Annotated in this window: 12 protein-coding genes; 5 read left to right on the plus strand and 7 right to left on the minus strand. The window is 65.6% G+C overall.

Annotation, left to right across the window (positions count from 1 at the left end; all coding sequences use genetic code 11):
• Positions 1-775: 775 nt before the first annotated feature.
• The 6 genes from KHO30_RS36930 to fliF all read right to left on the minus strand — a co-directional run bounded on the left by KHO30_RS36930 (position 776) and on the right by fliF (position 7,931).
• Positions 776-2,302, minus strand: a complete 1,527-nt coding sequence (locus KHO30_RS36930) for a flagellar hook-length control protein FliK (protein WP_211703894.1) — start codon at positions 2,300-2,302, stop codon at positions 776-778.
• Positions 2,303-2,363: 61 nt separating this feature from the next.
• Entirely contained in the window at positions 2,364-2,813 is a 450-nt protein-coding gene (fliJ, locus tag KHO30_RS36935; RefSeq protein WP_097390669.1) for a flagellar export protein FliJ, read from the minus strand.
• Between the two features lie 2 nt (positions 2,814-2,815).
• Positions 2,816-4,483 (minus strand): flagellar protein export ATPase FliI, encoded by a 1,668-nt coding sequence (fliI, locus tag KHO30_RS36940; protein WP_093640899.1) that lies wholly within the window; start codon positions 4,481-4,483, stop codon positions 2,816-2,818.
• Positions 4,477-5,160 carry a flagellar assembly protein FliH gene (gene fliH / locus KHO30_RS36945; protein WP_208620711.1) on the minus strand — a complete coding sequence of 228 codons (684 nt, stop codon included), beginning with the start codon at positions 5,158-5,160 and terminating at the stop codon, positions 4,477-4,479. Before fliH ends, fliI begins: the two co-directional genes overlap by 7 nt.
• Positions 5,147-6,142 (minus strand): flagellar motor switch protein FliG, encoded by a 996-nt coding sequence (gene fliG / locus KHO30_RS36950; protein WP_093640905.1) that lies wholly within the window; start codon positions 6,140-6,142, stop codon positions 5,147-5,149. Before fliG ends, fliH begins: the two co-directional genes overlap by 14 nt.
• Positions 6,132-7,931, minus strand: a complete 1,800-nt coding sequence (gene fliF / locus KHO30_RS36955; protein WP_093640908.1) for a flagellar basal-body MS-ring/collar protein FliF — start codon at positions 7,929-7,931, stop codon at positions 6,132-6,134. Before fliF ends, fliG begins: the two co-directional genes overlap by 11 nt.
• 237 nt (positions 7,932-8,168) lie before the next feature.
• On the opposite strand from fliF, the gene fliE reads away from it, so the two are divergent.
• The 5 genes from fliE (at position 8,169) to KHO30_RS36980 (ending at position 11,443) form a co-directional block, all read left to right on the plus strand.
• Positions 8,169-8,504 carry a flagellar hook-basal body complex protein FliE gene (gene fliE, locus KHO30_RS36960; protein ID WP_093640911.1) on the plus strand — a complete coding sequence of 112 codons (336 nt, stop codon included), beginning with the start codon at positions 8,169-8,171 and terminating at the stop codon, positions 8,502-8,504.
• 295 nt (positions 8,505-8,799) lie between these two features.
• Positions 8,800-9,234 (plus strand): flagellar export chaperone FliS, encoded by a 435-nt coding sequence (fliS, locus tag KHO30_RS36965; protein WP_093640913.1) that lies wholly within the window; start codon positions 8,800-8,802, stop codon positions 9,232-9,234.
• Positions 9,231-9,557, plus strand: a complete 327-nt coding sequence (locus KHO30_RS36970; RefSeq protein ID WP_093640916.1) for a flagellar protein FliT — start codon at positions 9,231-9,233, stop codon at positions 9,555-9,557. Before fliS ends, KHO30_RS36970 begins: the two co-directional genes overlap by 4 nt.
• Positions 9,558-9,638: 81 nt before the next feature.
• The gene (gene fliK, locus KHO30_RS36975; protein WP_211703895.1) at positions 9,639-11,078 is read left to right on the plus strand and encodes a flagellar hook-length control protein FliK; all 1,440 of its coding nucleotides are present in this window, start codon (positions 9,639-9,641) and stop codon (positions 11,076-11,078) included.
• Positions 11,078-11,443, plus strand: coding sequence for an EscU/YscU/HrcU family type III secretion system export apparatus switch protein (locus tag KHO30_RS36980; protein WP_175053982.1), 366 nt, complete (start codon positions 11,078-11,080; stop codon positions 11,441-11,443). The genes fliK and KHO30_RS36980 overlap by 1 nt, the downstream gene beginning before the upstream one ends.
• 68 nt (positions 11,444-11,511) lie before the next feature.
• Here the strand turns inward: KHO30_RS36980 and KHO30_RS36985 are convergent, their stop codons facing one another.
• Entirely contained in the window at positions 11,512-12,930 is a 1,419-nt protein-coding gene (locus tag KHO30_RS36985; protein ID WP_211703896.1) for a coniferyl aldehyde dehydrogenase, read from the minus strand.
• Positions 12,931-12,956 lie beyond the last annotated feature (26 nt).

Raw genomic sequence — 12,956 nt, forward strand, 5'->3', positions numbered from 1 at the left:
GGTCAGCCGCCGGCACGATGCGAAGCTTCACTTTTTTAAATATTCCCCTTTCCGGGTGTCCAGGTTTACTTGACCACTACACACTTACTTTCTTTGCCGCCGCAAAGAAAGTAAGCAAAGAAAGCGGCTAGAAGCCCCTGCTAAGCGGGTCCCGCAGCTCGCTCAGGGTAGTGGTGCATCTGGAATCTGTGTTCGTGCCCGGCACGTGCTTGTGACAAGGGCGTCATACTTCCGGCGGCGCTCCGCGCGCCGAAGAGCCGCTCGTAAAACCACCCGTCACGTTTTGACGCCAACGCCTCTCCACCGGGCCGTGACTCGTCATTGCATCACCACCGCAGCCGCACCCGCGCAGTGTCCCTGATTGCGGGGCACCGTCAAATCATTCGAGGTACGGGTTCCGGGTGAATGCATGAGCGCCTCGCCGAGGCGAAGCCGACGGCTCCCACAAACCAAAACCGAAGCCCATGGTTTCCCCTGCATACCCGTCCGCGACGCACGTAGTGCGGAGTGGGAGCTGATGACTCCTTTGTCACTAGCGCGGAATGTACGAGAACACGGATTCCAGTCGCACCACTACCCGCAGCAGACAACGGTGCCCACTTAGCAGGGGCTTCTAGCCGCTTTCTTTGCTTATCTTTCTTTGCGGCGGCAAAGAAAGTAAGTGCCGCCCCGCACAGGGGCAACGCTAATAGACCACTAACAATTCAAGGAAAGGCCAAAGCCCCAGGAACACGGACAATAAGCGCCGAGCAGGCAATCCCCCGCCCGAACGGGCTTAAGCAAACGTATCGACCAACCCAACAGTCCGCCGAACGGCAACATTAGCAACACTAGAGTCAGAATCCGAACCACCGGCGCCGCCTGCATAACCCCCAGCACCGCGCGCCCCAGAGCGCCCCGAATCTGCGCTCTGCTGCTGCCCGCCCTGCCGGGCAAACCCATCGCTAACACTAGCGCTCCCCAACCCGATACCGTTGGACTCCATCGCCTCGCGAAGCTTCGGCAACGCCGCCTCGACGGCCTCACGAACCTGCTGGTGCTGCGAAACAAACAACGCATGTGCATGGTTATCGGCAACCTGCAACACAACCTGTAGCGGCCCCAGATCCTTCGGATTCAAAGTCAGCTCAGCACTCTGCGAATGTGCATTCGACAAAAACACCACCTTCTGACTCAATGCATCTTCCCAATCCGTCGTGCCCACCTGCGGTGACAACGTATTCGCCGCTTCGGCAGCACCGGCACTACCCGTCGTCTGCACGGCCGCCGTCGTACTCGCGGCGCTCGCCGCTGCCTGGCCCGCCGCCAGCGCCGCCGTCGCGGCATCGGACGCACTCTTGAAGGACGCCAGATCGTCAGCTTGCGCACCGCCGGCCGCAGCCGTCGCGCTCAGCGCGTCAGCCGCTGCCTTTGCTGCCGTAGAGGGATCCGCCATCGTTGTGGCCGCCGTCGTCAATGCAGTCTTGCTCGCGTTCGATCCCTTGCCATCGCCGAACAAACCGGCCGCCAGTGTCTTGCCATCCGCCGTTCCGTTGAGTCCGTTGCTCGCGTCAGCACCCAAACCGTTCGCCGCCGTCGCCGCATTCGCCGCCGCGCCGCTCGCCAGTGCCTGCTGCGGAACCACGCCCTGGCCGCTCGCCAGCGCGGCAAGCGCCGCCTGCAAGGCGTCCTGCGCCGACTTCGAATCAGTCGCGCCCGTCTTCTTGCCCGTGGTGGTGCCCGTCGTCGGGTCCGTGCCCGTGCCGGGCAGCGCGGTCGCGGCGTCAGTCAGCGCCGTGGCGGGATCTGCGGTCGTCGGGTCGGTCGCGCTATTCGCGTTGGCCTGCGCTTGAGCCTGTGCCTGGGCAGCCGCAGCCGCTGCTGCCGTGGCGGCGTCGGTCTGCGTGGTCGTGTTGCCGGATTTCGCCGGCGTCGTGTTGGTCTGGTCGGTCGAGCTCTGCTGCGTATTGGCAGACGAAGTGGACGATGAGCTGGATGAGGAAGCGCTCGTCGAGCTGCTGTTGTCCGTGTTGCTGCTCGCGGCATCCTGGCTCTTCGTCGACGGATCGGGCGGCGGCGCGTCATGCACGCTCGACGAATCTGCCGAAGACGACGAATCGGACGCCGACGAAGAGGGCGGCGGAGAGAACGACGGAGTCGGCGGCGTGCTTGCGATCTGCGCGGCCGCGCTGTTTTGCAGGTCGATGCTCTGCTGCAAGGTTTGCGAGAACGGCTTGGCGTTCGCCGCAGCGGCCATCGCCGCGTTGGTGGATGTGCTGCTGGCCGAGCCGAGCAGTGAGCCGATCTGTGAAAGAAGCGACATAGGGAATCCTGTCAATCCGTCAAACGGGGTGTTCTGTCAATCGAGGCTGTGCCCGGGCGCATCAGACGCCTTCGACACGCATCCTCAGAATGCGGGCGGCGTGTTCGTCTGCATCGCGCTGATCACGCCGCGCCATCGTTTTCGCTTCGGCGGCTTCGCCGCGCGCCTGCAGCACTTCATACGAGCCGAGCTTCTGCTTCTGGCGTTGCCAGTCGGGCTTGGCAGCCTCGACGCGCGCATTGGCCGTCACCAGCAGATTGCGCTGCTGTTCGATGGCGGCGTCGAGCGTGTCGATGAATGCCTGGAAATTGCGCATGTTGCCGGCGGGCATGCCAGTCTGAGCGGTCGCCGTGAAACGCGCGTGATATTCGTCGCGGTACTGCACGAGCGAGTCGAGCTGCGACTGCACGTCGTTGCGTTCGCGCTGCGCGCGGCCCAGGCGTTGTGCGGCGGCGTCCACATCGTCCTGGGCGAGGCCGATGAGCGTCTTGATCGGAAAGTGTTTCGCCATCGTCAGCCTCCTTGGGCAAACAGAGCGTCCAGCATTTCGAGACTTGGTTCAAAGTTCGCGCATTCGCGAAAACCCTGCTGCAAAAAGGCTTCCATCCGCGGATACAGCGCAATCGCCCGGTCCAGCAGCGCGTCGCGCCCGCTCGAATAGGCGCCGACGTTGATCAGATCGCGGTTGCGCTGATAGCGCGACAGCATCTGCTTGAACATACGCGTCTTCTCGAGATGGTTATCGTCGATCAGCGCGGTCATTGCCCGGCTAATCGAGGCTTCGATGTCGATCGCCGGATAGTGGCCGGCCTCGGCGAGCGAGCGCGACAGCACGATGTGGCCGTCGAGAATCGCGCGTGCGGAGTCGGCGATCGGGTCCTGCTGGTCGTCGCCTTCGGTCAGCACGGTGTAGAACGCGGTGATCGAACCGCCGCCCGCCGGGCCGTTGCCGGTCCGTTCGACGAGCGCCGGCAGCTTGGCGAACACCGAAGGCGGATACCCCTTGGTGGCAGGCGGCTCGCCCACGGCGAGTGCGATCTCGCGCTGTGCCATCGCGTAGCGGGTCAGCGAATCCATCAGCAGCAGCACGTGCTTGCCCTGATCGCGGAAATATTCGGCGAGCGAGGTCGAGTACGACGCGGCCTGCATCCGCAGGAGCGGCGAGACGTCGGCGGGCGCGGCGATCACCACCGAGCGCGCGAGGCCTTCCTCGCCGAGAATCTGTTCGATGAATTCCTTCACTTCGCGGCCGCGTTCGCCGATCAGGCCGATCACGATCACCTCCGCGCTGGTGTAGCGCGCCATCGTGCCGAGCAGCACCGATTTACCGACGCCCGAACCGGCGAACAGGCCCATGCGCTGGCCGCGGCCCACGGTCAGGAGTGCGTTGATCGCGCGCACGCCGACGTCGAGCACCTTGTGAATCGGCTCGCGGTTCAGCGGGTTGATGACCGGTGAGGAGAGCGGCGCATCGGCATGCGCGCCGAGTGGGCCGAGGCCGTCGAGCGGGCGGCCCGATGCATCCAGCACGCGGCCGAGCAGTTCCCAGCCGACCGGCAGGCGCTTCGCGCCCGCCATCGGATCGGCGATCGGCGCGCTTTCGAGCGGATACACGCGTGCGCCGGGCAAGAGGCCGATCACTTCGGTGGTCGGCATCAGAAACAGTTTGTCGCCTGAGAAGCCGACCACTTCGGCTTCGGCCATCGCCAGCGAACTGCCGAATGGCAGCTCGATCATCACTTCGGCGCCCACCGACAGGCGCAGACCGACCGCTTCGAGCACCAGGCCGGCGGCGCGCGTCAAACGTCCGCAGGCGCGCATCGGCTTGGCGATTGCGTTGCGGGCGCGTAGCGCGTCGAGCCGGCCGCGCCAGGCTTGCATGTGCGGATTGCTGTCGAGGGCGGGATCGTACGGGGCAGGGGCGGGAGGGGGTGAAACGGGACTCGAAGAAACGGCGGATTCGCGGCTCGCCGCCGCGCCCTTCGCAGGGTGCCCGGCGTTAGGGTGCCCGTGAGCGGGATCGCGTAGCGCGGCGTCGATGGCCGCGACGGCAGCCGCAGCGGGCGTCACCGTGGCCGGTACATCCGCCAGCGCCTCGGCGCCGAACGACGCCAGCGCCAACTCACGTTCGAGCGGTGTCAGATCGCTGGCGCGGATCTCTTCGAGTGTCGGCTTCACCATGTGCTCACCTTGCCGAGTGCGGCGGCGACGCGCTCCCAGCGCGTGTCGATGCCGGCGTCGACTTCACCGGTGCCGGCTTGCGCGCGGCAGCCGCCGCGTTCGACCGACGGATCGGTACGCACGGTCCAGCCACGCGTTTGCAGTTCTTCCATCAGATAGGCTTCGACGACCGGCAGGTCGGCGGGGCTGACGATCAGCGCCGGCGCGCCGACCAGTGCCGGTTCGGTGGCCAGCACCTCGCGGGCGGCGGCAATCAGCGCGGTCGGATCGTGCTGCACATGCTGGCGCACCACCTGTTGGGCGATGTCGAGCGCCAATGCGACCAGCGTTTCCGAGATCGCGCCTTGCGTGCCGTCGAGCGCTGCCTTGAAGGTTTCGGCGAGCGCGGCGAGGCGTGCCGCTTCTTCACGTGCTTCGCTTTGACCCTGCTCGAAACCCTGTGCGTGGCCTTGCTCATAACCGGCCTGATAGCCGAGCGCCTGCCCGGCCACGTGACCCGTCGCGATGCCCTGTGCATGCGCGGCGTCGCGCAGACGTTCGAGTTCGGCTTCGAATGCACCGTCGTCGACTTCGGGTGCGGGCGGCGCCGGCGGCACCGGATCGAACGAGGCCATCTCCCAGCGCTGGTAGGCCGAGAGGCGCTCCTTCGCTGCGGAGTTCTGATCAGACATACGCATCTTCCGCCTTGCCGCCTAGAACGATCTGGCCGCTTTCCGCCAGATTGCGCACGATCTGCAGGATGCGGCGTTGCTGCGTCTCGACTTCGGAGACGCGGACCGGGCCGCGCGCATCGAGGTCTTCGGCGAGCAGTTCGGCAGCACGCTGCGACATGTTCGACAAGAACTTCTGGCGCAGCGCGGGCGGCGCGCCCTTCAGCGAGATGATCAACGCCTCGGACTCGACTTCCTTCAGCAACAGCTGGATCGCGCGGTCTTCCAGATCGAGCAGGTTCTCGAACACAAACATCTGATCAATGATCTTCTGCGCGAGTTCCGCGTCGTATTGACGAACATTCTCGATGACGCCTTCTTCATGGTTGCTCGACATGAAGTTGAGAATTTCGGCCGCCGTGCGGATGCCGCCCATCGGGCTGCGCTTGAGGTTGTCGCTGCCGGACAGGAGGCCCGTCAGCACGTCGTCGAGTTCGCGCAGCGCGGCCGGCTGGATGCCGTCGAGCGTGGCGATCCGCAGCAGCACGTCGTTACGCAGCCGCTCGGTGAAGCAGGCGACGATTTCCGAAGCCTGATCGCGGTCCAGGTGAACGAGAATGGTCGCGATGATCTGCGGGTGCTCGTTCTTGATGAGCTCGGCCACCGCCGCGGAGTCCATCCACTTGAGGCCTTCGATACCGCTGGTATCGCTGCCCTGCAGAATCCGGTCGATGATCGCACCGGCCTTGTCGTCGCCGAGCGCCTTGGTCAGCACCGAGCGGATGTAGTCGCTCGAATCGAGCGAGAGAGCGGTGTGCTTCTCGGCCTCACGCACGAACTCCTGCAGGACCTCGTCGATCTGCTCGCGCGTGATGTTCTTCAGCGCGGCCATTGTCACGCCAATCTTCTGGACCTCACGCGGCCCGAGGAATTTGAACACCTGCGCGGCTTCTTCCTCGCCGATCGACATCAGCAGGAGCGCGCTCTTCATTACGCCTTCAGCGCTCATCGGACACCCAGTTTTTCACGACGGTTGCAACAATCTTCGGATCCTGGCGCGCGATGTTGCGCGCGAATTCCAGATTCCGTTCGTATTTGTGTTTCGAGTTTTCCAGCGCGAGCAATTCGTTGTCGCTTTCCAGTTCGGCGACGGTCGGCGCACCCGCACGCTCGGCGGCGGGGATGCCGTCCAGCAGCACCGGCTCGTCCGGCGACGGCAGCGCCGCGGCGGCAACCGGCTCCGGCGGCGGGAAAGCGCGGCGCAGCGCCGGCTTCACCATCACGAAGTAGAGGAACAGGGCGACTGCGGCGATGCCGAGGTAGGTCGCGATCTGCTTGGCAAGCGCGATCATGTCCGGCGTGCGCCACCACGGCAGATCGGCGTCCGGGTCGACGTCGGCGGTGAACGGGCTGTTGACCAGGTTGACGGAGTCGCCGCGCGCCTGATCGAAGCCCATCGCGTCTTTCACCAGCTGAGTGACCTGCGCGAGCTTGTCGGCAGTGACCGGTTGCATCGTCGCGTGGCCCTTGGCGTCCACCACCCGCAGATAGTTGACCACCACCGCCACCGACAGACGCTTGATGCCGCCCATCGGCTGCTCCAGATGCTGCACGGTCTTGTTCAGTTCGTAGTTGGTGGTCGAATCCTTGCGGTCGCTGACCGGCGTCGTGGTCACGCCGCTCGCGCCGTTGCTCGCCGTGATCGGCGCGGAGGCCGGTTGCGGCGGCTGGTTCGACAGCGCGCCCGGCACGCCGGAGGCCCCGGCTTGCGACATTTCGGTCGCGGTGCTCGTTTGCTGGCTGCGGATCGCCGACTGCTGCGGGTTGCCGTTCGGGCCGTAGTTTTCCGAGGTCTGCTCGGTGTGCGAGAAGTCGATGTCGGCGCTGACCTGCGAGTGCGCGTTGCCGGAACCGAACAGGGGCGACAGGATCGCGTCGATGCGTTGCTGCGTGTTGCGCTCGATCTGCTGGCGGTACTTGAGTTGCGAGGCGTCCAGACCGCTGCCGGTGGACGGCTGCGTGAGCAGGTTGCCGTCCTGGTCGAGGATGGTCACGCCCTTCACCGGCATATCCGGCACCGCCGAGGACACCATATGGGTGATCGCCAGCACCTGGCCTTCGTCGAGTGCGCGGCCCGGGTAGAGGTTGACCAGCACGGAAGCCGACGGCGCTTCCTTGTCGCGCACGAACACGGAAGGCTTCGGAATGGCCAGATGCACACGCGCCGACTTCACCGAGGAAATCGACTCGACCGTGCGTTCCAGTTCACCTTCGAGCGAACGCTGGTAATTGATCTGCTCGGCGAACTGGCTGATGCCGAACTTCTGGTTGTCCATCAGTTCGAAGCCGACCGAGCCGCTCTTGGGCAGGCCCTGCGAAGCCAGACGCAGACGCATTTCATGCACCTGCTCGGCCGGCACGAGGATCGCACCGCCGGCGTCGGAGAACTTATAGGGGATGTTGGCCGCCTGCAGCGCGGTGATGATGGCGCCGCCGTCGCGGTCCGACAGGTTGCTGTAGAGCACCTTGTAGTCCGGTGCGCGCGACCACAGGAACAGACCCGCGACGATAGCGACCAGCAGCGCGACCGCGAAAATCAGCGGCGCGCGCGGGTTGCCGCGCATTTGCGCGAGGCCTGACAGACGCTGGCCGAAGTTGCCGCCCAGGTTGCCCCCAAGGCCGCCGAGGTCCGCGGCACCGCCGGCCTGGCCGGTGCCGGCAGCACCGGCGCCGGGCTGCGCGCCGGCGAGGCCCATGCGGGCGTCGGGGTTGATCAAAGAGTTGGCTGACGAATCCATGCGTCGGGTATCTCCGGGATGCCTTTGCGTTCTGCCGCTTCTGCGCGCCGAGGGTCGGCGGGCGTGCGGACAGAGACTTTCACCATTGAAATTATCCGCAGCGCGGCTCAACCCGATTGCTTGAATAGAGCCGGGTTTCCCCCCTAGTTTCGGGGCTTTCCCGGATGACCCACTGCTATGCTTTCGTTCAGATCGGTACGGTTTCTGGCATCCCGGTCGTCAATCCCTGGAGAGAACATGACTTTGCCCGTGAACGCGCTCTCGTCGGCGCTGCAACAGATGCAGTCGATGGCGGCGCAAGCGGCCGGCGGCAACACCCCGGTGGCCGAGCAGTCCGGCGCGGCGACGGCCGGCGGTTTCGCCTCGGCGCTGAAGGCCTCGTTGGACAAGATCAGCGGCGATCAGACCAAGGCGGCCGGCGAATCGCAGGCGTTCGAGCTCGGCGCGTCGAATGTCTCGCTGAACGACGTGATGGTCGACTCGCAGAAGGCCAACATCGGCTTCCAGTTCGGTCTGCAGGTGCGCAACAAACTGGTGTCGGCCTATAACGACATCATGCAGATGTCGGTGTAAGTGCGGCTCGGGCGGCAGGGCTGTTCCGCCCGCCCGAACGCATGCGCCCAGATGCAACGCTGTGTGGTTTCACGGCAGGACAGCCGGCCCGGCGCGCCCACGAGGCGCTTCGTGGCGGGCGGCCTTGCCACGCTCAGCGCGATATCGCCCCTTTCGGCCCCTTAATCCCCCTTACAACGGCCTAAAGCTTTCCCGCTGCCTATCCGATAACCAGATACAGGCAGAAATCCGGGTGCGGCAACGTGCACGGATGGGGTGCCGCGACCAACCGAAGTGCAAGAGAGGAGGAGCGCCGATGTTTTCCCCAGGACACTCTGGAGCCAATGCGTACGCGCGCGTCGGCGTCGAGACAGGGGTGATGGGCGCGAGTCCGCATCGTCTGATCGTGATGTTGTATCAGGGCGCCCGGCAGGCGATTGCGCAAGCGCGCATGCATGTGCAGCAAGGCAATGTGTCGGCGCGTGGTGAGGCGATCGGCAAGGCGATTCAGATCGTCGAAAGCGGGCTGCAACTATCGCTGAACCTTGAGGTGGGCGGCGAGATTGCAGAGCGGTTGGACGCGCTATATAGCTATATGTCGCGCCGGCTGCTCGAAGCCAATATAAAACAGAGCGAGGCGATGCTGGTCGAAGTCGACGGCCTGCTGGCGACACTCGAAGAGGCATGGATCGGGATCGCCCCGGAGATCGCGCGGATGGCAGCCCAGCCGGCCGCGGAAAGCATGAGATGACATCGAACGCAGAATATTTCGCCCGCTACGAGGCGATTGCAGCGATTTCCCGCCGCATGCTGACAGCTGCCCGGCGAGCCCTGTGGAATGATCTGGTCCACTTGCAGGAGGAATATCGGAATCTGGTGGACGCGTTGAAAGACGCGGAAGCCGGGGTCAGACTGGACGATGCGGAGCGCCTGCGCAAATACGCGCTGATCCGTCAGATTCTGGCCGACGACGCTGCGATCCGCGATCTGGCGAATCCGCGTATGGCCAATCTGTCGGCGCTGTTCGCCGGACGGCCGACTCGTGTGCTCAAGGAACTGTACGGGGCACGCTGAGTTTGCCCGCGAGCAAGGCGCTGCTTGAGTCCGCCTGACTGGATTTGAGCGCGTTGCTGCCAATGTGACCAAGGAATCGGTATGAACGGAATCGACGCGGTCGTCACTTCGCTGCTCGCGAACCGGGTCGACAGTCTGCTCAATCTCGCGCCGGGTAGTGCGACCGCCTCGCAGACCGGTGCGGCGGGCGTCGATACCGAGATTCTCAATACCACCCCCGTCGCGCCCCCCGCGCCAGCGCCGGCTTCCGCGCAAACCGCGCTGTCTGCCGTTGCGCTCACGCTTAATGCGATTGTGAATTCCGGCGGCGAGGCGACTCCGGCGGTGCTCGGCCAGTTGCCGATCTGGCCGGCCGCGCCGGCGCTCGACGTCGAAGGCGACGGCTTGTCGCTCTTCGATACGACAGCCACGCCTGCTGCTTCATCTGCCAATCCGAATACCGCTGCTACCACCGGTACCGCCGGTACCGCGGCCACCGCCAATGTGGCGGCGGCTCAGGTGCCGGTCGCCGCGCTCGCGGCCGCACTTCAACAGACGGTCGGCGATAGCGGCCTGTTCTACGAATCCCATCTCGCGCAATGGCTGGCCGGGCAGCGGCCGCCCGCGGCCCTCGCCAGCGAGGCGCAAAACAAGCTGGTGGCCGCCGCCGCGCAATTGCCGCTCGACTGGGCGAGCGACGCCGATCCGGCTTCTTCCTCGAACACGACAACCCGGCAGGGCACGGGCGCCGCGCCCAACGGTCCGGGCAACGGCGCGCCGGAAGGCAACGCGGCCGCCCGCGCGATGCCGTCGATCCAGACCGCGCAGGCCGCGCGCTTCGTGGCCGGCGAGGTGCTGGCAAGTTCTCTGTCCGACCTGAACGGCCAGCCGGCGCACGCGAGCGCGCACAGCGCCGCGGCGCAGCTGGCCGACGACGGGTCGTCGCAAAGCTCGCAATCGATGGCGGCCGCGGTTCATCCCGCGACCGTTCCTCTGGTGCGTCAGCAGCTCGATCTGCTTGCTACCGGGCAGTTTCGCTGGACCGGCGAAGCGTGGCCTGGCGCCAAGCTCGACTGGACCATCGAACAGGAAGGCGACGAATGGGACCGCAGCGGCGGCGGCACGGCGAGCGAGGACGGCCAGCCGTGGCGTACGCGGCTGACGCTGTCGCTGCCCACGCTCGGCACTGTGGATGCGGACCTGACGCTGACCGGCATGCGGCTGGTCGCGCGCGTGCAGGCGAGTCCTGCCGGCGCGGCGCGGCTGGCGGCGCAGGGTGAGAACTTTCGTCAGCGGCTCGCGGCAGCGGGTATCGAACTGAACGGATTGACGATTCGCGAGATCGGCGGCGGCATACCAGCTACCGCGGCGGGTGCTGCTGGTGCGTCGGCGGCCGGGCAGGCAGCGGCGTCTGCTTATGCGCGTTCGGCGTCGGCTGCCGCAGCGGCCGCAGCGACCGACAAAGTGTCGGCGGGGCGCCGCACGGCGCGTGCCGCACGCCCGGGAGCCGCGCCGGTCGACGATTTCGATTGGGATATGTGATGAGCCGCAAACATCGCCGCAGTGCGGCCGCGCTCGTCTACGACGCACAAGGCAACGATCCCGCACCACGCGTGATCGCCAAGGGCTACGGCATGCTGGCCGAGATGATCGTGCAGCGCGCCAAGGAAGCCGGCCTGTATGTGCACGAGGCGCCGGAAATGGTCTCGTTGCTGATGCAGGTCGACCTCGATACACGGATTCCGCCGCAGCTTTATCAGGCGGTGGCCGAGTTGCTCGCGTGGCTGCATCGGCTGGAAAGCGGGGCCGAGCATGCGCCCGAGAGCGGCGTGGCCGCCGCGCAGGACGTCACGGATGTCGTCGCTACGGATATTGCGGACGCTTCGGGTGGGGCGCCCAGGCGCTGAGTGCTGAACGCGGGCCGCTTACTTCGCGGCCGTCGTCGCAGTACGCTGCCCCACGGATGGCCGTCCCGTCAAAACCTCATCATCAGCTTCAGCAGCGCATTCACCCGCTTGCCGTACGGCGGCGAGATCCATCCGCGCGCGTTCAGCCGCGCCTGCGTCAGCACCGGCTTCATCTTCGAGAAGGTCACGAAGCCTTCGTAACCGTGATACGCACCCATGCCGCTCGCACCGACGCCGCCGAACGGCAGGCTTTCGCACGCCAGATGCATCAGCGTTTCGTTGATCGCCATGCCGCCCGCGATGGTGTCGCGCGTGACGCGGTCGATGGTCGCACTGTCGTCGGCGTAGAGGTACAGCGCGAGCGGGCGGGGACGCGTGTTGATCCACGTGATCGCATCGTCGAGCGTGTCATAGGGGATGATCGGCAACAGCGGGCCGAAAATCTCCTCCTGCATCAGCGCGCTTTCATCCGGCGCATTCGTCACGGCGATCAGCGGAAAGCGGCGGCTTGCCTCATCGGGCGTGCTGTCGGTGAGCGTGTGCAGTTGCGCGCCGGCGGCCTGCGCTTCGTCGGCGAGACGTTGCAGCCGAGCGAAATGCCGCTCCGAGATGATCGATGTGTAGTCGAGGTTGCGCGCAAAGTCGGGGTACATCGTCGCCATCCGCGCGCGTGCCCGTTCGATGAACGCCTGCTCCTTGCCGCGCGGCACCAGCACATAGTCCGGCGCGACGCAGGTCTGGCCTGCGTTGAGCGTCTTGCCGGCGACGAGGTTATCCACGGCGTTGTCGAAGCGTGCGTGCTGACCGATGATCGCCGGCGACTTGCCGCCGAGTTCGAGCGTGACCGGTGTGAGATGTTCGGCGGCGGCGCGCATCACTTCATGGCCGACCTTGGTCGAGCCGGTGAATAGCAGATGGTCGAACGGTTGCGCGCTAAACGCGGCGGCCAATGCAGCATCGCCGTTCACTACGGCGACGTGGTCGCGCGAGAAGGTCTGACCGATCAGCTGTTCGAATAGCGCCGAGGTGCGCGGCGTCAACTCGGACATCTTGATGATGGCGCGGTTGCCGGCCGTCAGTGCGCTGATCAGCGGGCCGACTGCGAGCAGCACCGGATAATTCCACGGCACGATGATGCCGACCACGCCGAGCGGTTGCGGCACCACTTTCGCGCGCGCCGGCATCAGCCATTTGTTGGTGCTGCGACGTTGCGCTTTCATCCACCGTTTGCCGTGTCTGAGCGCGGCGTCGATCTCACCCTTGATCAGCAGGAATTCGGCGAGCAGCACTTCCTGTTTCGCGCGATTGCCGAAGTCGGCGTTCATCGCGGCGGCGAGTGCGTCGCGGTTGTCGAGCATGACTTTGCGCAGCGCTTTCAGATGGCCGGCGCGCGCATCCCATGACGGATACGGCGCGCGCAAATACGCATGGCGTTGATCGCGCAGCAGCGCTTCGAGCGCGACGACTTCTGGCAAATCGTTCTTCATGTGTGTCCACTCCCTGATGGATAACG

This window comes from Paraburkholderia aspalathi, from assembly GCF_905220735.1.
GTDB classification, from domain to species: Bacteria; Pseudomonadota; Gammaproteobacteria; order Burkholderiales; family Burkholderiaceae; genus Paraburkholderia; species Paraburkholderia aspalathi.